This is a genomic window from Staphylococcus sp. OJ82 (assembly GCF_000294465.1).
GTDB lineage: Bacteria > Bacillota > Bacilli > Staphylococcales > Staphylococcaceae > Staphylococcus > Staphylococcus equorum.
The window spans coordinates 256,307-278,487 of the sequence record NZ_ALPU01000001.1; the positions used below are offsets into that span (position 1 = coordinate 256,307).

The following is a 22,181-nucleotide window of genomic DNA, read 5'->3' on the forward strand; positions in this document are numbered from 1 at the left end:
GATATGAGGTGTAATCGTAATGGATGGAATGTATGAACAAAATCAAATGCCACACAGTAATGAGGCTGAGCAGTCTGTCTTAGGTGCCATTATCATAGATCCAGAATTGATCAACACAACTCAGGAAGTATTACTTCCTGAGTCCTTTTATAGAGGCGCGCATCAACACATCTTTAGAGCCATGATGAACCTCAACGAAGACAACAAAGATATTGACGTGGTAACAATCATGGATCAATTGTCACAAGAAGGACGATTGAATGAAGCGGGCGGTCCACAATATCTAGCTGAATTATCTAGTAATGTGCCAACCACACGTAATATTCAGTACTATACAGAAATCGTATTTAAACACGCAACCAAGCGTAAATTAATACAAACAGCTGATAGTATTGCGAATGATGGTTACAATGATGAACTGGAACTAGATGTAATACTGAACGACGCGGAACGTCGTATATTAGAATTATCATCCTCACGTGAAAGTGATGGATTCAAAGACATTAGAGACGTACTTGGTGAAGTATATGAGACGGCAGAATTATTAGATCAAAACAGTGGTCAGACACCAGGTATTCCTTCAGGGTATCGTGATTTAGACCAGATGACAGCAGGGTTTAACCGTAATGATTTGATTATTTTAGCTGCCCGTCCTTCTGTAGGTAAGACTGCCTTCGCACTTAATATTGCGCAGAAAGTAGCTACAAATGAACGTAATTATTCAGTTGGTATCTTCTCGCTTGAGATGGGTGCTGACCAATTAGCGACACGTATGATTTGTAGTTCGGGCAATGTCGATTCTAACCGATTAAGAACAGGTGCAATGACTGAAGAAGACTGGAATCGTTTTACAATTGCAGTAGGTAAGTTATCACGTACGAAGATATTTATTGATGATACACCAGGTATCCGTATTACAGATATTCGTTCAAAATGTCGCCGCTTGAAACAAGAACACGGGCTAGACATGATAGTGATCGACTATCTACAATTAATTTCAGGTAGTGGTTCACGCTTTTCAGACAACAGACAACAAGAAGTTTCTGAGATTTCTCGTACATTAAAAGCCATTGCCAGAGAACTTGAATGTCCTGTAATCGCACTAAGTCAGCTATCACGTGGCGTTGAACAACGTCAGGACAAACGACCAATGATGAGTGATATACGTGAATCTGGTTCGATTGAGCAAGATGCGGATATCGTTGCCTTCCTATATCGTGATGATTATTACAATCAAGGCGAAGATGAAGAAGACGATGACGACACGAACTATGAACCACAAACGAATGATGATAATGGTGATATCGAAATTATTATTGCCAAACAACGTAACGGTCCTACAGGAACAGTGAAGCTGCACTTTATGAAACAATATAATAAATTTACAGATATAGATTATGCTCATGCAGATATGATGGGTTAGAAAAAAGATTAAATTAATTTTTCCGTACAATAATACAAACTTATGTTTTATTGTACGGTTTTTGTTTGGATTTTATTCTTGAATCTTAATGTAAGTATGTGTCTTTTTTAAATGAAAAATACAATTAAAACATTGGTGTTACTATGTTTGTCGCATTTATTGCAGTATTTGAAAATTAATAAGTATTAGAAAAATGACGAAAAATCAATGTTCGATTTTTGTTTGCAATATCGTTGTGGTATTGGTAGAATACTCATTGGTTAATTGAGAAAAACTTGGAGGTGCTCATATGTCATCAATAGTAGTCGTTGGGACACAATGGGGAGACGAAGGTAAAGGTAAAATTACGGATTTTCTAGCAGAACAAGCAGATGTTATTGCACGTTTTTCAGGCGGTAATAATGCGGGCCACACAATTATATTTGGTGGAGAAACTTATAAATTGCACTTAGTACCATCTGGTATTTTTTATAAAGAAAAATTATCAGTGATTGGTAATGGTGTAGTCGTAGATCCAGTTGCACTATTAAAAGAATTAGATGCTTTAAATGAACGAGGTATTTCAACAGATAATTTACGTATTTCTAATCGTGCACAAGTTATTTTACCTTATCACTTAAAACAAGATGAATATGAAGAAGAACGCCGTGGAGATAATAAAATTGGCACAACGAAAAAAGGTATCGGCCCAGCTTATGTAGATAAAGCGCAACGTATCGGTATTCGTGTGGCAGATTTATTAGACAAAGAAACATTTGAACAATTACTAAAAAATAATATTGAATATAAAAATGATTACTTCAAAGGTATGTTTGGCAAAGCATGTCCAACTTTTGATGAAATCTTTGAAACATATTACGCTGCAGGTCAACGTATCGTACCTTTCGTAGTAGACACAGCTAAAGTATTAGATGATGCGTTTGTAGCAGAAGAAAAAGTATTATTTGAAGGTGCTCAAGGCGTTATGTTAGACCTTGACCATGGTACATACCCATTTGTAACTTCAAGTAACCCAGTAGCAGGTAACGTTACTGTAGGTGGCGGTGTTGGTCCAACATTCGTATCTAAAGTAATTGGCGTATGTAAAGCATACACATCTCGTGTGGGTGATGGTCCATTCCCAACTGAACTATTTGATGAAGATGGTCACCACATTCGTGAAGTTGGCCGTGAATACGGTACAACAACTGGTCGTCCACGTCGTATTGGTTGGTTTGACTCAGTGGTATTACGTCATTCTCGTCGTGCAAGTGGTATCACAGACTTATCAATCAACTCTATTGATGTATTGACTGGTCTTAAAGAAGTGAAGATTTGTACAGCTTATGAATTAGATGGTGTAGAAATCACTGAATACCCAGCAAACTTGAAAGACTTAAACCGTTGTAAACCAATCTTTGAAACACTACCAGGTTGGACTGAAGATATTACGGGTTGTCGTTCATTAGAAGAATTACCTTTAAATGCACGTAGATATTTAGAACGCATTTCTGAGCTATGTGATGTGAAGATTTCAATCTTCTCAGTTGGCCCAGACCGTAATCAAACAAACTTATTAAAATCTTTATGGTAGGAAAATAATACCAAGTTAGGCTTCCAGTCTAATTATGAAAAAATACCTTGTAGAGTTCACCGTTAATGGTGCGTCTACAAGGTATTTTTATTTATATATAACTGTTATTTAATTGAATTGGCAAATTTTATTACGAAAAGCGAGTATTTGGTCTACTGCATATGCATAACCCGCTTCATCGATAGATTGCACGTTTTTTACTTTTTCGATATGTCGTTGATAATACATTTGATTTTCTAACATTTCTGATACAGCACAGCTTAATTGTTCAGACGTAATGGCCTCATCAATATGATGACCTACATTTAAGTTTGCTATCTGTTTGGCTACCATAGGTTGGTCTGCACTCTGTGGGAAGGCTAGCATTGGCACATTCATCATCATAGCCTCGTTTGTACTATTCATGCCCGCATGTGTTAAGAATAATGCTGTATGCTGTAATAACTCAGTTTGTGGTACATAATCTTTAATTATAAAGTTGTCAGGTACCTCATCGAAATCGTTCAGATGATTTGTTTCACCGATAGAAACGACGATCGATGCATTGATGTCTGCTAATGCTTTAAAACATTTATTGAAAAAAGCGATATTTTGATTAAAAATAGTTCCTAAAGAAATGTAAATGATTGGCTGTGTCTGATCAATGTCATCCATAAATCCAGAGGGTTGTGGTTGAATGACTGAAGGACCAGTAAAGACACAAAGTTGCTCATCAAATAGGTCATAATTGATTTGGAAACCTTTCATTACATAACATAAGTTGAAATCTCCAGGATTATTCATCGCTTCAAAGCGAGAAGGCACCTCAACGTTATATGTAGATTCAATATGTTGTTTCAATTCATTAAATGTTTCATCTGCTTGTTTTATTTCATTGGCATCAACCATTGTTGTTAATTTTTCTGTAAATGCATCAAAACTTTGTTTATTATGTGCAAATGATGTAATAGAAGATATTGATGGGATATTTAATTTTTGTGCAAGGATATGGCCACAACTAAACATAGAATCATGAATCATATAATCGTAATGCTCATCTTTCGTTTCTTCCAAAATTTGAGGCACGATGATATCCGCAGTTTTCAATAAACCGTTAATTACGTTATATAAGTGATGTTGGCCATAAGATCTAAAACGGTCGACTATAGCATCAGTAGGTAACGTGCGTACTTCTACACCTGTGTCAGCTAATTTATCTTTATATTTATCGCATATGTAATAAACGACGTTTTCACCGCGCTCAACGAGTTCTTTACATACTGCAATAGTTGGATTAAAATGTCCGGGTGATCCTGAGTTGATAAATAATACATTTGCCAAAGGTAAGCCTCCTAATTTATTTTATTACACAAGTTTAGCAAAAAGTTTTGAAAACAAAAAAGATTTTAAGTTTAATAGTTTTGTTTTAAATTAAAAATTAATCACACGATATTGAATGAGTTTAAAGATTTCTGCATTTTCATTAATGGCTTTATAGCAGTTTTTTCAAAATAAATCTTAAAACAATAACTTTATACAATTAATATAGAAAATTATACTAATAAAATTAAAAAAAGAGCTTGTCTTCCTTCTAGAGACTTGGTATAATTTAACTTGTGCTTAAGACAGGCTCCTTGGTCAAGCGGTTAAGACACCGCCCTTTCACGGCGGTAACACGGGTTCGAGTCCCGTAGGAGTCACCATTTTTTAGGTCTCGTAGTGTAGCGGTTAACACGCCTGCCTGTCACGCAGGAGATCGCGGGTTCGATTCCCGTCGAGACCGTACAATGCCCATCCAATAGGATGGGCATTTTTTTGGGAGTGGGACAGAAATCTAATGTTTTTAGCAAGATTTCGTCGTATGAACCTGGCCCGGTAAAGCTGACTGTAAAATGGAATACAAGCGCTGAAGCTCTTGCATAAGAACTACTTGGCTTCATAAATGAAGTAGTAGTTCTTTAATAACTTGGTATAAGTGCATTTTCAATTCAGTCAGCCACTGCCAGTATAATGATTGAGGTTGAGACATATATATGTCTCAGCTTTTTTAATTATCAATTGATTATACTAGTGTTATTACATATAGAAGCTATAAAATGAGCTTAATTTGAATTTGATAAAAAAATTGCTTATGATAAATGAGCATATGGTAGATTAATATCAATTTTCAGCATAAACATAACGAGATGTCGTGGTGATGATGAGTATTTATTGGCATAGCATCATATGAAATCAATGTGAGGAGTGTAAGTATGGCAAATGATAAGAGTATAGAGGGATTGGACCTCATAGATTTAATTAGTGAACGTCACAGTGCGCTTAGACAAACCTTGGAATCCACAACTTCAGAGCAAATACAAGATGTTCACTTCAGCAGCTCAGAATGGTATCTGATTGATAAAATCAACTATGAGAAACCAACTTTTGCCGAACTTACTAGAAAAATTCATCTCACACGCCAAGCTATTCATAAAGCGATCAAACAATTAGAGCACAAAGGTGTCGTTCAAGTTGAAGCTGTGCCCAATAATAAAAAAGAAAAATGTGTAAACTTAACTACATTAGGTCTGCAGTGTTTTGAAGAGTATGTAGAACATAAATTACAACTCGTCGCGCACATAGAAACAATGATTGGTAGTACACAGTTAGAGCAACTTAAACAAGTACTCCAGCAAGATTGGTATTTAGAAGATATTGAAATAAATATTAAATAGATAATTAAGTATCAAGCAATAGAAGCAATTGTTTGATGCTTAATTTTTTTACAATCATTTTCGTCAACTAGGTTGACATTAATTTGAAAAATTTGGTACAGTAAGTAGGTTCATATTGAGCGGATGTTGTTTGTTATCATCATGATTTAAATTATTTCCTGGGTGATACTAAACTGATGTTCAATTTATATAGACTAAAATGAAATGGAAATATAGGAATAAGTAGTAAAGCATGGAGATGAATTTAATAAAGTGAGCGACAAAGCACGATTGCTATACACTTGAATATATACCTCAAGGCAACACTCACTTTATTATCTCTTAATTATACTTATACTTCGTTTACCATAAAAAGGAGTATATCAAATGGCAACACAAGTAATAGTGAAAAATCCAAAAATGTATGCACTCGTATTAATGATTGGCGGATTTATGGGTCTGTTTAGTGAAACAGCATTAAATATGGCTTTAACAGATATCATGGCTGATTTTCAAGTTTCAGCAGCAACTGTACAATGGTTAACGACAGGTTACTTACTCGTCATGGCTTGTTTTGTTCCTGCTTCTTCGTATTTAATCAAATGGTTTAGTACAAAGTCTCTAGTTATTACAGGCATATTATTATCTTTATTAGGCGTTATCGTAGGCGCACTTGCACCTAACTTTGGTTTGTTATTGTTAGGACGTATTATTCAAGCATTAGGTACAGGTATCTTGTTACCGATTATGGTGACCGTACTAATGTTAATCTTCCCAATTGAAAAACGTGGTGCCGTCATGGGCATAATGGGACTTGTTATTACAGCAGGACCAGCACTCGGGCCGACATTATCAGGTGTTATTATTTCGGCATCAAGTTGGCACTTCATCTTCTGGATTAGCGCAATTTTATATATTGTTGTATTATTGATGGCTTTTTCACATGTTGAAAACGTTGGAGAAATTACGAAACCTAGAATAGATATTATATCGATTTTCTTATCGACGATTGGTTTTGCAGGACTAATATTCGCACTTAGCTCAATGGCAGAAGCGGCATTTACTGATGTCGTTGTATGGTTGCCATTACTCATTGGCGTAATTGGCTTAGCAATCTTTATCGTGCGTCAGTTTAAAATCGACTCACCAATGCTTAACTTAAATGTATTTAAGTACCCAATGTTTATACTAGGTGCAGCAATGGTGTTCATAACGATCTTATGTATATTATCTACAGGTATTTTATTACCACTCTATTTAAAAGGCGCGCTATTATTTAGTTCTGTTGTTGCTGGTTTAATCTTATTACCAGGTAACGCAGTGAACTTAGTATTATCGCCAGTTATTGGATCATTATTTGATCGCTTCGGCGCGAGATACTTTGGCATTATAGGTTTCGTACTTATGTTTATCGCAGCAATCTCATTCGCGTTTATGATTTCAGCTTCTACTCCAGTATGGGCAATCATTCTTGCATTCATGGTGTTATTCTGTGGTATATCCATGGTTATGATGCCAGCACAAACAAATGCGTTAAATCAGTTGCCACATCATCTATATGCAGATGGTTCAGCTACGATTACAACATTAATTCAAGTAGGTGGCTCAGCTGGTACTGCGATTGCCATAACAATTTACACTACAGCAATGAAGGCATTCGGTTCAGCTAACCCGACTGCTGCACAAGAAGTTGTACTTGCACATGGTATCCAATATACCTTCTTCTTTATAGTAGGTTTAACAATAATCGGATTTATACTGTCTCTATTTGTTAAAAAAACGAAAACAATTTAAAAATGATATGTGATACATATAAATAAGCGACGCGTACATGTAGAAATTAGAGCGAATGAATCACTCTCCGCTGTAACTTGAATACATGACCCGTTACTTCATATATGTATCACTTTTTTTGATTTTGATAGGAAGATGTATGCGTATTGCATGCTTCTTAAAAGGAAGGTTAAATGCAGGATGTATATGGGTTATAGGCAAGAAGTTCGATTGATACGCTGATATTGTTTACACTTGATGCATCTATGATTTATCGATAAGTACCCATTTAATACGAACAATGTTATAATTTTACAATATACAAATATAATTTTCTATTTAGAAAAATAGAATTAATAGGTTATAAATGGTAAATTATACTAGAGAGAAAGACGTAAAATTTTTAAAAATGAACGTACTACAATTTAGAAATGAGGTTTATAAATATGGCTAGAAAAGTTGTTGTAGTCGATGATGAAAAACCAATTGCTGATATTTTAGAATTTAACTTAAAAAAAGAAGGTTACGAAGTATTTTGTGCCTACGATGGTGATGATGCAGTTGATTTAATATATGAAGAAGAACCCGACATCGTGTTATTAGACATTATGTTACCAGGGCGTGACGGCATGGAAGTATGTCGTGAAGTACGTAAGAAATTTGAAATGCCGATCATTATGCTTACAGCAAAAGACTCAGAAATTGATAAAGTATTAGGTCTTGAGCTTGGCGCAGATGATTATGTAACGAAACCGTTTAGTACACGCGAATTAATCGCACGTGTGAAAGCAAATTTACGTCGTCATTATTCACAACCAGCACAAGAAGTGGACAACGCATCCAATGAAATTTCTATTAAAGACATCGTTATTTATCCAGATGCATACTCTATCAAAAAACGTGGCGGAGAAATTGACTTAACACACCGCGAATTCGAATTATTCCATTACTTATCTAAACATATGGGTCAAGTAATGACACGTGAACATTTATTGCAAACTGTTTGGGGTTATGACTATTTTGGTGACGTGCGTACAGTAGACGTAACAATTCGACGCTTACGTGAAAAAATCGAAGATGATCCATCTCACCCAGAATATATAGTAACTCGTCGTGGCGTTGGATATTTCCTCCAACAACATGACTAGGGGTCGCTTATAAATGAAATGGCTTAAATATTTTCAGTCTTTACACACGAAACTTGTTATTGTCTATGTGTTGCTCATTGTAATCGGTATGCAAATTATCGGTTTATATTTTACCAATAGTCTAGAAAAAGAATTAACACAAACATTTAAAAATAATATTTCGCAATACGCGAAACAAATCGAAATTAATATAGAAAAAGTCTATGACGAAGACAATTCGGTTAATGCTCAAAAAGAAGTTCAAAACTTATTAAATGAGTATGCCAATAGACAAGAAATAGAAGAAATCCGCTTTATTGATAAAGACCAGATTATTATGGCCACTTCAAAGCAGTCTACGCGTAGTCTAATAAATCAAAAAGCGAACGATAACTCTATCCAAAAAGCCTTATCTTTAGGCGAAATTAATAGCCATACCGTGTTAAAAGATTACGGTAACGGGAAACAACGCGTGTGGGTATATAACTTACCAGTTAAAACATCAAACGACGGTACGATAGGTAACGTCTATATCGAAGCGGATATTAACGATGTATTTAAACAACTTAGCAGCATCAACCAAATCTTTATCGTTGGTACAGGGATTTCCTTGTTAATTACTATTATCTTAGGTTTCTTTATTGCACGAACAATTACGAAACCTATTACAGATATGCGTAACCAAGCTGCAGAGATGTCTAAAGGTAACTATACGCAACGCGTAAAAATATACGGTAACGATGAGATTGGTGAGCTGGCACTTGCCTTTAATAATCTATCGAAACGTGTACAAGAAGCACAAGCGAATACAGAAAGTGAGAAACGTCGCTTAGACTCAGTAATCACTCATATGAGTGATGGTATTATAGCGACCGATCGCCGTGGTCGCGTGCGTATTGTCAACGACATGGCATTGACGATGATGGGCTCACTAAAAGAAGATATTATTGGGGACTACATGTTAAATGTCCTTAAATTAGAAGAAGAATTCTCTTTAGATGAAATTCAAGAGAATAATGATAGCTTCTTATTAGATATTAATGAAAATGAAGGCATTATTGCACGTGTTAACTTTAGTACAATTGTTCAAGAAACAGGGTTTGTGACAGGTTACATTGCCGTACTACATGACGTTACAGAACAGCAACAAGTAGAACGTGAACGTCGTGAATTCGTAGCAAATGTTTCACATGAATTACGTACACCACTGACATCTATGAACAGCTACATTGAAGCGTTAGAAAGTGGCGCTTGGGAAGATAAAGAACTTGCGCCGCAATTCTTATCTGTAACACGTGAAGAAACAGAACGTATGATTCGACTTGTAAATGATCTCTTACAATTATCTAAAATGGATAACGAATCCGATCAAATTACGAAAGAAATCATAGACTTTAATATGTTTATCAATAAAATTATTAACCGTCACGAAATGTCCGATAAGGAAACGACATTCGTCCGCGAAATTCCAAATAATACGATTTTTACAGAAATCGATCCAGACAAGATGACACAAGTATTTGATAATGTCATTACCAATGCGATGAAGTATTCTCGCGGCGATAAACGTGTAGAGTTTCACGTGAAACAGAACGCATTATACAATCGTATGACAATACGTGTGAAAGATAATGGCATTGGTATTCCAATTAATAAAGTGGATAAAATCTTTGACCGTTTCTACCGTGTGGATAAAGCACGTACACGTAAAATGGGTGGTACAGGCTTAGGCTTAGCCATTTCCAAAGAAATTGTTGAAGCACATAATGGTCGCATTTGGGCAAACAGTGTAGAAGGACAAGGAACATCAATCTTCATTACACTGCCATGTGAAGTACTAGAAGATGGTGATTGGGATGCGGAGTAAAGAGTTAATCAAATCCATCATCCTATACCTTTTAGTATTAATGAGTGTTGTGCTGACATACATGACGTGGAACTTCTCGCCAGACTTAGTGAACGTAGATCAACAAGATAGTAGTAATAAAGATGCGAAAGCAAATACGATAGGTAAACCACTTGATCAAGGTATGAGTAAAGTTGTTGCGCCATATCAAATCATTCACTCTAATGGTGATGACACAGAAGGTATGAAAGCGACACGTAGCAACGTCGAAGAGACCATCAGCCCCTTGAAAAATCAGCGCGTACTACATGCCGAACAAATGCATAGTAACCATAATTTGATCATTCCAGATTTAAGTGACGAATTTTTAGTACTGGATTTCAGTTATGACATGCCACTAGCGACTTATTTAGGCCAAGCATTGAACATCGATGCGAAAGTACCGAATAACTTTAAATTCGACCGTTTATTAATTGATGACAATCAAGACGGCAAAGTTAAACTCTATGCTGTTAGTAAAGATCGTCATAATGTTGTGCGTATGACGACGACGGCGAAGATCAGTTCATTTGCTAAACAAATGAAAGAACAACAGAAAAGTATGAAGCCATATACAGAGATTATTACGAATAAAGATACCATCGATAAGGCTACACATATTTTTGCACCGAAGGCACCTAAAGGTTTGAAATCATATCACACGATTTATAATCGCATCAGTGTCGATACGATGAATTCTATACTCTTCAATGACTCAGTAGTCGTACGTAGCACGAAAAGTGGGACAGCGACATACAACAATAACACCGGTGTCGCCAACTACAGTGAAGATAATGAAAAATATCGCTACACGAATCTCTCAGAAGATGAGGATCGTTCAACAAACATGCAAGATAGTATTCCAAGTACTTATGATTACATCAACAATCATGGTGGCTTTACAGATGATTACAGACTGTTCAGCACAGATAATAAAGGCGGCGAACTGACATATCAAATGTTCCTAAACGGCCGACCAACTTTCAATGATGACGACTTGAATAATATTAAAGTCTCATGGAGCGACAAAGGCGTCTTCAGTTATGCACGTGCATTGTTAAAATCTAATGTCACGATAGACAGCGGTGAAGATGAAATAGATTTACCAGGTGCTGAAACAGTACGTTCAGAACTGGCAAACAATCCTGAAATCGACTTTGAAGAAGTAACAAATATGACGATTGGTTACAACATGGAACATAAAGATGACGGTAGCGACATCGAAATTCAACGTAATAGTGAATTCAAACCACAATGGTATGTAGAGTATAAAGGCGAATGGCATGCATACAACGATGGGGGGCTAGAATAAATGAACTGGAAACGCGCAAAAACATTATTTATTATCGTATTTATTCTAGTCAACATTAGCCTGATTATTATCTACGTGGATAAAGTGAATAAATCACAAATTAGCGATAGTGAAGACGAAAATGCAGTGAATTTTAAACAAGAAGAAATTAAAATTCCAGAGAACCTCCCAAGTGTGAATGGTTTGAAAATGCAATTACTGACAGCAAGGTCTAATGATTTTTCATCTTATGCGAAGACACGTCCAAGTATCACCAGCGAGCATTCAGGCGCATTAGCCAAAGGTGATATTAGTGACCCAATTAACATCAGTAATGATCAATTCACCGACCTTAAATCGTATGTCAAAGGCAGCGTCTATAAAGGTGAAGATTACGAAATGAGCCATATTGATGATGAAAAAGTTACATTTGAACAGACATATAATGATTATCCAATTATGAATAATAGTAGAGCGAAATTAGAATTTAATGTAGAAGATGGCAAAGCTTCAAGTTATGAACAAACTGCTATGAAATCTATCGAGCCTTCAGAAGGTACGAATAATGATAAAAAGCAAGTGAACACAGCGCGAAGTGCCATCGAAGACCTTTACTATAATCGTTATCTCAAGCGCAATGATGAAGTAACTAATGCACGACTAGGCTACTATACTGTTGTCAAAGAGCCGAACGTTCAAGTGCTTGAAGCCAATTGGGAAATCAAAGTAAAACACGGCGATAAAATTAAAACATATTATGTCGAAGCTGTAGCAGACAGTCCAAAAATTATTGAAGAATAATCTTGTGGATAACTGTGGATAAGTTGAGAATGAATTACGCACACCTTTTTAGTAAGGTGTGCTCATGCTGTTGACAAAGTCTCTGACTTTGTTGGCAGTTTTTTTATGCACGCTTTCCGCGGGCGCTGCCTTATCCTGTAGATTTTGACTCGTGTTGTTTACTCAGGCGTCTCGTTAAAAATTTTTACAAGTTACGTATAATTATTAAATCACTTTTTAGAAAGTGATTAATGTAATTTAAAAGATAGATTAGTATTTAAATAAACAATTTGGACATGCTGAAAGCTAAAAGTATGTTAAAATTAAATACTGTTAATGAGAGTTATTAAAGAAGTATGAAATGGTTCAAAAGCCTATCATATACTTAGAATTTTGAAGATAGCTCAAGCTAATTTTTAGAAAAGAGCTCGTTTCATATTCTCAAAAACTTAGATAAATTACTTTATTATAATAAATAATTAGACAGAGGGCATGTTGATGGCACATAAACCGGAGACTTCCCCATAAGTAATAGAAGCAATAGATTAGAAAGGGTGAATCGCTTGATACGTATGAGCGCATTGGCGAGTGGCAGTACTGGGAACGCCACTTATGTGGAAAGTGATAAAGGTAGTATTCTTGTCGACGCAGGTTTGACAGGAAAAAAAATGGAAGAGCTATTTGGACAAATAGATAAACAAATTAAAGATTTAAATGGCATCTTAGTTACACATGAACATACTGATCATATTAAAGGTCTAGGTGTGTTAGCACGTAAATATGGTTTGCCAATTTATGCGAATGAGAAGACATGGACAGCCATTGAAAAGAAAGATAGTAAGATTCCAATGGATCAGAAATTCATTTTTAATCCATATGAAACGAAATCAATTGCTGGATTTGATATCGAATCGTTTAATGTTTCTCATGATGCGATAGATCCACAATTCTACATTTTCCATAATAATTATAAGAAATTCACGATTTTAACAGATACAGGTTATGTTTCAGACCGCATGAAAGGCATGATTCAAGGTAGTGATGCCTTTATATTCGAAAGTAATCACGATGTGGATATGTTACGCATGTGCGGTTATCCTTGGAAGACGAAACAACGTATATTGAGTGATATGGGACATGTTTCAAATGAAGATGCAGGTTTAGCAATGACAGACGTCATCACAGGCAGCACAAAACGCATTTACCTGTCTCACTTATCACAAGATAACAACATGAAAGACTTGGCACGTATGAGCGTTGGACAAGTCCTCAACGAACACGACATCGACACAGAAAAAGAAGTATTGCTATGCGATACTGATAAAGCCAAAGCAACACCGATATATACACTATAGAATATTTTAACTTGTTTGAAGTTTAGATTTTCTTAATGCATTAGCTTCAAGCTAATGTAATCCATGGTCAACAATAAAGTGAAGGAACCGATATCTCAATAGCAGGTATCGGTTTTTTATATTTTTTTAGCATATATATAAGATAGAATACATTTAATAGGAGGATTTTTATAGGGAAATTTACTCAATAAAAGAAGGAATATATGGGTATACAACCCTAGGTCTTAACTGAAAATAGCTATATGCAATTGACGGATAATTATAACAATTAATGAAATTACTATGTAGTAAGGATTCAGCAAAGATAGTATGAAGATAATGTAAACACTGTGAATAAGTATGTAAGACAACCTCGTACTTATCCACGGAATTATACATAGTTATCCAGAGATGTGCACAATTCACAGGGAAGTACCCACATTGTACACAGAGTTATCCACAAATAAACAGGTTATTCACTTATTTTTGTGTAGAAAACGTAAACATTATTAAAAAATAGTATGCATTCCTGTTATAATAAGAGGGAATAGTGTGAATAAGTGTATAACTTGTGGATAAGTCTAATAACTGTCAACTACTACACAATTTTTGGAGGATAACTATGAAGATTACGATACTCACAGTAGGTAAACTAAAAGAGAAATACTGGAAACAAGCTATAGCAGAATATGAGAAGAGATTAGGAGCTTATTCTAAAATAGAAATCATCGAAGTAGCTGATGAAAAAGCACCCGAAAATATGAGTGACAAAGAGATAGAGCAAGTTAAAGAGAAAGAAGGTCAGCGCCTACTAGCAAAAGTAAAACCACAATCCACAGTGATTACTTTAGAGATTAAAGGAAACATGCTGACGTCAGAAGGATTAGCCAAAGAAATAGAAAGCCGCATGACACGCGGTCAAAGCGACTTTACATTTATTATTGGCGGATCAAACGGTCTACACAAAGAGGTTTTAGACCGCAGCAACTACGCCCTGTCATTCAGTAAAATGACTTTTCCACATCAAATGATGCGCGTCATCGTAATCGAGCAAGTCTACCGTGCGTTTAAGATAATGAGGGGAGAAGCATATCATAAATGATGCGGTTTTTGATAAGGCTCCCCTTATTAGTGATTTTGCTAAAAAGCACTCAACATATCATTGTTAAGTGCTCAATTTTGATTTAAATCATATTATTTTTTTCCATATATTCAAGCCTTAATTGTGACAAAGATTTATTAGTTTGTTCATGTATGGCTAATATATAAGGTTTAACACTCGACCATTCCAATGCTTCTTTTACAAATAAGTTAAGTGATTTCTCTTCTCCCCCATATTTAATCAACCCATTTTCTAATATTTTACCTTTTATATCTGTATTTTTGGGAGTTATTATATCTCCAGGTTGAACCACTCCCCAAAAAATCATTTCTCTAAGTCTAGGGAGGCTTCTATTTTTTGTTTGTTTTCTGCTATTTAAAATTTGTTTATCCTCTATGTCTATAAAATGTGCTTTATTTTTAGTTTCCGGCAATATTTTTTCTGTATTAATTATAAAAGATTCATTGAATACATAAGGTATTAGTTTGTAACATTCTATTTGAACACCGTTCTCACTTAGCCAGGCTACCGCCGATAAAGTTTGAACATCAAAATCAGAAGCTACCAATATAATTCTTTGAGATTTATTAAAATTGTCTAAACTTTTATTAACTTCTAAAAATTGAACTATTTTACGTTTGGCTAATTCATCGCTATTAAGATGAGTTAAGTCTTTTGAAAATTCTTCTTCATGTTTGTTTATATATGGTGCATAAATTTTGTTCACTGCCTCTGAGATGGTTTCAATTGTTGCGTAACTTGCTGCATATCTAATAGCTTGAATTTCAAAAGCTTCTACTCTTTGTTTAATATCTTTTAAATCCCTTTTAATTTCAATAAGAACTATATTTCCATTTTGGTCTAAAGCAGTCAAATCACTTCTAGCATTTTCTTTATTTTTTATTTGGTCTCCAATAATTAACAAAGATTCTTCTTCATCAGTAATTATCTCGATGTTTTGACGTAACATTTCTTCAATATCTTTTTCTTGTATATTCATTTCTCCGAAGGTAATTGGTTCGATTTCTTCCAGATTATTCTTTGACAATAAATACATTTTTCACCCTCCTCCTTAATGAACAAGCTATACCAAACAGATATAGAAAGATTTTTCGAAAATTTTTGAAATAGTACTCTGAAAATTTAAAATTATTCTACAAAACTCAATTTACACTTCAAAATGATTAATTACAATTTGATTTAGCTTTTCTGAAATTTTTTCAAAATCATGATTAAGATCTAATGTAGTTACACTAATTTGGTTACCACTCATTTGAAAAGTATTATCGGGACTAATATTCTCATTTGTTTTAGCGTACAATAACATACCTGAAACTTTTGCTTTTTGTTTATTTAAACTCATATCTAAATTTTTTACATACGTGAAAATTTGATACAAATTCCCTGAATGTATTTTATGAGTATCATAGTAACTTTGGAGTGTTTTACCATAGAATTTCGTATCAATAATTAAATATTGGTTTTTATACGACAATGTAATATCACTTTTCATCATTGGTAACATTGTTTTCACCCCGTCATCAACCATCCATGGAATATGAGAAGCTGAAACCGAAAGTTTCGGAAATTCCTTTTTATAATATTCAAGTACAAATTTCTCGTATAATCGTGACATGTTTTGTTCATCTATAAAATCCATAAATTGCTTACTTCCATCATTTTTTGATTGAATTAAACTTTCATTAATTAAGTAACAAATAGAAAGCAACATCTTATAAGTCCTATTATTACGTGTGAAACGTAATTTCCAATTAATTTTACGGTCATCTAAAATATCTACTTGACCAAAAAACAATAGTAATTTTTTTAATTTCATTTTTCGTTCTTTTGTAATATTTACTTTAAGTAGTGAAGTAAGTGTAGTTTTAATTATCTGATTCATATATGTATTTACTGAAAACTCATCATAAGAGCAACGTAATTTCTTATTAATAACATCTAGATTTTTAATAGAATCAGTGATATTAATCTTGCCACGAATCATAGTTAAAGACTCTTCTTGTTCTATATATTCATGATTAAGACCTCTATTAATTTGACTAAATAATCCTTTAATTAGAATAGCTGCATATAAATCAACTGAATTTTTAAAGTCTTCCGTTTCTAATTTTCTGTATCCATTTTTATTAAGTACTGTAAATGCATAAGATAGCATATAGTATATATTTTTAATTTCTATCATTTGATAGCACTTCTTAACCTATCAGACCATATAGCTATTTTAGGCTCTTCATCAAACCAATATTCTTTTAACATCGGAATAATTTCAAATTCAACAATATTAGACAAAATAGAAACTGACACTTCTTGTATGTTACAAAAGTAACTATGTCCAATAATAAAACCTTCACCCAACATTTCATCATTGATAATTTCATTATTCAATTCTTGTACGCATTGTATTAATTCATCAAATTTTGCACTCTGCAAAATTTCCTGATACGTTTTAAAACCAATTGTAGAAAAACCAGCACTCATATCATAAAATGCAAAACGTCTGCGCAAAGCATAATCAAGAATAGCTAAACTACGATCAGCAGTGTTCATCATTCCGATAATATAAACGTTACTTGGTACAGAAAATTTTTCATCCACATATAATAAGTCTAATTCTGTGCCACGCTTATCATTCTCGATTAGCATAAATAGTTCTCCAAATATTTTACTTAAATTTCCACGATTAATTTCATCAATAATAAAGAAATAATCATTTTCACTATCTTCTTCTGCTTGTTTACAAAAATTGTAAAAAGTTCCTTTATGGAGTTTAAAACCAGTTTCTGTTGGTCTAAAGCCCATAACAAAGTCTTCATATGAATAACTTTGATGAAATTGTATCATTTTAACACGGTCTTTAGCTTTTAATCCCATGATAGAGTATGCCAAACGCTTTGCAGCAAATGTTTTACCCACCCCAGGTGGGCCTTGTAATATAACATTTTTCTTCATTTTGATTAACTCTACCAGACGATGATAATTTTCTTCATTCATGAATACATCATTCAAGAATGCTTCACTGTCATAATCAGGGTAGGAAATTTGTTTTTCTTCAATGGTATCCATACCATTAGAGTCAAATAGCTCATTTAATTTTTCAACCAACTCATTATAAGGAGTTATTTTCGTTAATGTTTTGTTAGTTAGTTTAACAGGTGTTATCCATTCCCCTTTTTCTTTCCATTCAACGTACCTAATATTTTTAAATTCTTCATTAGGGTTATAAATATGATCAGATGATATTTCCCCCCAACCTATTATTTTAGATTGGTCTTTCTTAGCATATACTATATCCCCAATCTTCATTTCTTTAGTAAATTGCCAGACAGCATTTGCAATATTGTGGTATCTATTTTTAGTTTTATTTATTTCTTGCAATTTCTCTTTTATTTGGTGCTTATCTTCGTATATTGAAAAATTATCTAATTCATTCCAACCAATGGAAATTATGCCGTTTTGATAAAAGGATTCCCAATTTGCAGCTTCAGACTCTGGTGAGAAAGTCCAATAATTTACTATTTCTTCATCTTCGTCTGCATTAGTCGTTTCAACTTCTCCTTTAGTTTTCTTGTTAATTTCTTCTGAATATCGCCAAGTTTCATAGCTAAAATCGACAAAATCCTTCGTTGATGTTTTTGTACTTGTAAGGTAAATTTTTAATTTGTGTATAATTTCTAAATACTCTTCAGCAGATATTTTATCCTTTAGTTTTGTATTTTGACTAATGTATTCATATGGAACCTTTTCAGTTTCAAATATATACCACCTAGATCTAGAATCAAGATTTACATAAAATTCTGGTGCAATCCAATACAAACCACTTGTTAATTTACTAGTACCTATACCTTTTTGAGCCATTACTAAATTAAAAAATTTGATAAATTGGTATTTATACGCTTTTGTTTTATCCTTAGCATAAGCTAATGCTACTTCAAATAATAACCATAAATTATCAATATCGTCTTTTTCACGATCTCCCTCAAAATAATAATAAGTCGCATTCAAATTATTAATTGTTGGTATACTATCAAAACTAGAAGGAACTTTAGCCTTGATATCAAAAAGTTCAGCGAATTTTTCTAAAACTTTGATTTTATTAGATTCTTTCATTGAGCTTTTATTAAATAATCCAAATACTGTAAACGGATCCACATCCGTCATTTGATTATTTCTCTCTAAAGTTGGCAATTTCATTTCAGTAAGTTCATATACTTTTTTAATTTTTGCAATCAAATTTTCACGATTACTTTTATAATCAAGTAATCTTTCAGCAAGTTCTTTATAAAATCTAACCCAAGTTCTATCGATATTTTTAATCATTTGCTACCTCCTAATTAATAGTATTGATTAACTATTTAATTAAATTTGAGAAAAATTGGATAATGGCTTGTATAATATTCACAATCGCATCCCAAATTTTTTGTAGAATATTTCTATTTTCTTCTGTATTCAAATCTTTGGCTTTATCCTTCGCTTTATTCAATAAATCATCAGAGTTTTTTTCAATATTTTTTAATACATCTTTAGCATTTTGTTTAAATGCTTTAGGATCGGAAGTTAAGGCATTAGAGTTTGCCACATTCACCATATTATTATTAATCATTTGAATTTGATTATTTGATAATATTTCTGATAAACCACGTTCATCGAGGACTTTATTAACAGTGTCTTCAACTTGTTGTTGTGTAATTTGTTTATCTTGATTTTGTTTAATATCTGCAAGTTGTTCTTTAATATCTGCTATAGAAGCATTTAAAGCTTCATCTGAATACCCATCTTTACCTTTATTTTCTTCCGAAATTGTACCTAAATCATTCATTTCTTGGTTTGAATTTTGAATATCTTTAGTATTTAGATCGTTACCTTTTTCTTTATACGTTTTATAAATACCTGCTAAAGCACCTTCACCCGTTACTGGTTCTACAGAAGCTATATGTATTTCTGCATTTTTAATTCCTGCCGTAATTGCAGCATTTTGATATTGTTCAGATGTCACTTTTGTAATGTTATCTGGTGTATCAATTTTCACATCAACACCTTTACCCCATTTTTTATGTTCAATTGTTGCACTTGAATAAATATAACTTAGATTACTGCTGTTTGGCATATAATTACTCACATCATTGACGTTAACATTATAAGTTTCATAGTTATCATCAACGCCTAGATCATTCTCAGTTTGTTGTAAATCTTGCCCTTCTAAGTCAGCGCCTTTAATAAAAACAGGTTCATCCCAATCTTCTTTATTTTCAGCTGCTTTAACAACACCTGAAGCTGATAACAACAATGTAGCTACTGCTAAACTAGTTATTGTTTTTTTCATTTTCAAATACACCATCCCTTAAAATGTTTCATATATTTATATTAATCGTATCCAATAACACATTTTTGGATTGTTTCAATCATTTCTGAATCAGCCTGTGTCATATCATATTTATAAATTTGGTTGAATCTTGGATTATAAATACCAATGTAACGTATATTCTCAAAGGTAGGCTTTTGAGATGCCTTACCCATTAAATAATATATCACTAATTGAAGCGTACTGTTTTTCTGTGGTAGTTGTTTTGAAACTTTAAAATCCCACAAAGTATCTTCAGTTAGAAAGTCGCCATCTCCAGTATCAATAATGCTTGTATAACCACCCTCAAATGTGAAACCATCCATTTTAACTTCACCAATTTGATTAAAAAATGAAAGACTTCTGTTTATAAGTGATTTTATATTATTAATTGTTTCTTGATCTGGAATTTTAAATTCTTTAGGCATGCTTCCTGCTCTATATACCATATCGTAATTTACCAATTGACATGCTTTAATAATAGATAGATCATCATTATCATTAATATCTTTTAACAATGATTCGGCTGTTTGTAATTCCCCAGCTAATTTTGCGCCAGTTAACGATATGGCAAATGATTTTTCTTTGTCTTGATTTATAACCATACGAGTAAGGTAGTCTACGACTAAACCAATTGTTTGAGGTGCTATATTTTCATATTTTGTATCTATAAGTGTTTCTGGTTCTAGTTGCTTAACTTCAAATGATTTTCTGTTTAAATACCCACCACGGGGTTGTTTAATTTGTGAAATTCTTTGTGTAACACTAACCAATTAAAGACTCCTTTTGATAATAATATTTTTATATTTATGAAGCGTTTGAAGTTTCTTTGTCATTTTCTGTGCTTTTTGATTCTACATCTTGAGATTGTTCATTTTCATAGTTGTTACCATCAGTATTTTCATCATTGTTTTGGTTATTATTTTCTTGTGCTGCATCTGGAGTTTGCTTATCCTCGCTAGATGGTTGTTCTATTTGTTGGTTTGGATCCTCACGTTCCTCATTTTGCGAAGCTTCCTCGTTACGATTTTCTTGCTGTGCTTCAGATTGTTGTTCTTGTTTTGATGCTTGATCATTTTTCTGTTTTTCGTTTGTATTGTGTTGTTGATTTGTTCTTTCATTAGTTGTACTTTGTGTATTGTTATTTGTTTGAGGCTCTTTATTTTCATTTTGCTTTTGTTTTTTTGTATAGTCACCTACTAATTGTGAAAGTTTCTTATATTCTTCTGCAGGCATATCAGAAGTGGCTTCTTCAAATTTAGGCATACCTTTTTTATATACGTATGTGTTATAAAATTCTAAAGTTATATTATATGCTTTTTTGTCTATCTTTCCATCATCTGTTTTTAAAAGTCCATCTGCATGTGTACCTGCACTTCCAGTAGTAATAATTTCACCAGTATGTCTATTAACAATTGCATAAAACTTAACTGACTCATTTATGCCTCCAAAGGGTGTTTCGATAAATATTTCATTATTATTACTTTTGTCTTTGTTAAAAATAAGTTCATCTTTATTTTGGACAAATGCTTGAAAACTTTGTGAATTTGCAGAATTGTATACAATAGACTTAGCTTCAGCTACTGTTATAGTTTTGTCTGAATGCTCAACTTGTTCATTTGAACTTTGAGTTTCATTAGAATTGTCTGACTTATTCTTAATTGAATTTTGGTTGTTGCTTGTTTCATTAGTATCAGACTTTTTTTCTGTTTTTTGATTATTATTATTATGACTAGTTTCGTTTGAGTTTTGACCACAAGCACTGAATAGGAACATAGATGATAAACTAATACAACATAATGTTTTTAACTTCATTATTAACACTCCTCCCCTACATTTCATCCACAACTAATTCTATCAGA

The 22,181-nt window shown here is 33.4% G+C and carries 17 protein-coding genes and 2 tRNA genes; 12 read left to right on the top strand and 7 right to left on the bottom strand.

Features of this window, described 5'->3' with window-relative positions; genetic code table 11:
• The first annotated feature begins 19 nt into the window (after positions 1-19).
• Together dnaB and SOJ_RS01200 are read left to right on the top strand one after the other, a co-directional pair.
• Positions 20-1,423 (top strand): replicative DNA helicase, encoded by a 1,404-nt coding sequence (gene dnaB, locus SOJ_RS01195; protein WP_002506230.1) that lies wholly within the window; start codon positions 20-22, stop codon positions 1,421-1,423.
• Positions 1,424-1,712: 289 nt separating this feature from the next.
• Positions 1,713-2,996: an adenylosuccinate synthase gene (locus SOJ_RS01200; RefSeq protein ID WP_002506231.1), complete on the top strand. Its 1,284-nt coding sequence runs from the start codon at positions 1,713-1,715 to the stop codon at positions 2,994-2,996.
• A 108-nt stretch (positions 2,997-3,104) separates the two neighbouring features.
• On the opposite strand, the gene SOJ_RS01205 is transcribed toward SOJ_RS01200, so the two are convergent.
• Complete coding sequence (locus tag SOJ_RS01205) at positions 3,105-4,316, bottom strand: macrolide family glycosyltransferase (protein WP_002506233.1); 1,212 nt, start codon at positions 4,314-4,316, stop codon at positions 3,105-3,107.
• 287 nt (positions 4,317-4,603) lie between these two features.
• On the opposite strand from SOJ_RS01205, the gene SOJ_RS01210 reads away from it, so the two are divergent.
• The 10 genes from SOJ_RS01210 (at position 4,604) to rlmH (ending at position 14,960) form a co-directional block, all read left to right on the top strand.
• Positions 4,604-4,678 (top strand) — tRNA-Glu (locus SOJ_RS01210).
• A 7-nt stretch (positions 4,679-4,685) separates the two neighbouring features.
• Positions 4,686-4,758: transfer RNA gene (locus SOJ_RS01215), tRNA-Asp, on the top strand.
• Between the two features lie 469 nt (positions 4,759-5,227).
• Positions 5,228-5,689, top strand: coding sequence for a MarR family winged helix-turn-helix transcriptional regulator (locus SOJ_RS01220; RefSeq protein ID WP_002506234.1), 462 nt, complete (start codon positions 5,228-5,230; stop codon positions 5,687-5,689).
• Positions 5,690-6,055: 366 nt separating this feature from the next.
• Complete coding sequence (locus SOJ_RS01225; protein WP_002506235.1) at positions 6,056-7,462, top strand: DHA2 family efflux MFS transporter permease subunit; 1,407 nt, start codon at positions 6,056-6,058, stop codon at positions 7,460-7,462.
• 425 nt (positions 7,463-7,887) lie between these two features.
• The gene (gene yycF, locus SOJ_RS01230; RefSeq protein ID WP_002506236.1) at positions 7,888-8,589 is read left to right on the top strand and encodes a response regulator YycF; all 702 of its coding nucleotides are present in this window, start codon (positions 7,888-7,890) and stop codon (positions 8,587-8,589) included.
• A 13-nt stretch (positions 8,590-8,602) separates the two neighbouring features.
• Positions 8,603-10,435: a cell wall metabolism sensor histidine kinase WalK gene (gene walK, locus SOJ_RS01235; protein WP_002506237.1), complete on the top strand. Its 1,833-nt coding sequence runs from the start codon at positions 8,603-8,605 to the stop codon at positions 10,433-10,435.
• The gene (locus SOJ_RS01240) at positions 10,425-11,765 is read left to right on the top strand and encodes a YycH family regulatory protein (RefSeq protein ID WP_037539355.1); all 1,341 of its coding nucleotides are present in this window, start codon (positions 10,425-10,427) and stop codon (positions 11,763-11,765) included. Before walK ends, SOJ_RS01240 begins: the two co-directional genes overlap by 11 nt.
• Positions 11,766-12,545 (top strand): two-component system regulatory protein YycI, encoded by a 780-nt coding sequence (locus SOJ_RS01245; protein ID WP_002506239.1) that lies wholly within the window; start codon positions 11,766-11,768, stop codon positions 12,543-12,545.
• 533 nt (positions 12,546-13,078) lie between these two features.
• On the top strand, positions 13,079-13,879 hold the full coding sequence (locus SOJ_RS01250; protein WP_102134920.1) for an MBL fold metallo-hydrolase: 801 nt from the start codon (positions 13,079-13,081) through the stop codon (positions 13,877-13,879).
• 601 nt (positions 13,880-14,480) lie between these two features.
• Positions 14,481-14,960, top strand: a complete 480-nt coding sequence (gene rlmH / locus SOJ_RS01255; RefSeq protein WP_002506241.1) for a 23S rRNA (pseudouridine(1915)-N(3))-methyltransferase RlmH — start codon at positions 14,481-14,483, stop codon at positions 14,958-14,960.
• Positions 14,961-15,042: 82 nt separating this feature from the next.
• On the opposite strand, the gene SOJ_RS01260 is transcribed toward rlmH, so the two are convergent.
• The 6 genes from SOJ_RS01260 to SOJ_RS01285 all read right to left on the bottom strand — a co-directional run bounded on the left by SOJ_RS01260 (position 15,043) and on the right by SOJ_RS01285 (position 22,134).
• Positions 15,043-16,017, bottom strand: coding sequence for a hypothetical protein (locus SOJ_RS01260; protein ID WP_002506242.1), 975 nt, complete (start codon positions 16,015-16,017; stop codon positions 15,043-15,045).
• A gap of 111 nt (positions 16,018-16,128) precedes the next feature.
• Entirely contained in the window at positions 16,129-17,163 is a 1,035-nt protein-coding gene (mcrC, locus tag SOJ_RS01265) for a 5-methylcytosine-specific restriction endonuclease system specificity protein McrC (RefSeq protein WP_002506243.1), read from the bottom strand.
• Entirely contained in the window at positions 17,160-19,298 is a 2,139-nt protein-coding gene (locus SOJ_RS01270) for an AAA family ATPase (protein WP_002506244.1), read from the bottom strand. Before SOJ_RS01270 ends, mcrC begins: the two co-directional genes overlap by 4 nt.
• Before the next feature lie 31 nt (positions 19,299-19,329).
• Positions 19,330-20,301: a DUF1002 domain-containing protein gene (locus SOJ_RS01275; protein ID WP_002506245.1), complete on the bottom strand. Its 972-nt coding sequence runs from the start codon at positions 20,299-20,301 to the stop codon at positions 19,330-19,332.
• A 41-nt stretch (positions 20,302-20,342) separates the two neighbouring features.
• Complete coding sequence (locus tag SOJ_RS01280) at positions 20,343-21,092, bottom strand: hypothetical protein (protein ID WP_002506246.1); 750 nt, start codon at positions 21,090-21,092, stop codon at positions 20,343-20,345.
• A gap of 34 nt (positions 21,093-21,126) precedes the next feature.
• Entirely contained in the window at positions 21,127-22,134 is a 1,008-nt protein-coding gene (locus tag SOJ_RS01285) for a hypothetical protein (RefSeq protein WP_002506247.1), read from the bottom strand.
• Positions 22,135-22,181: the final 47 nt, after the last annotated feature.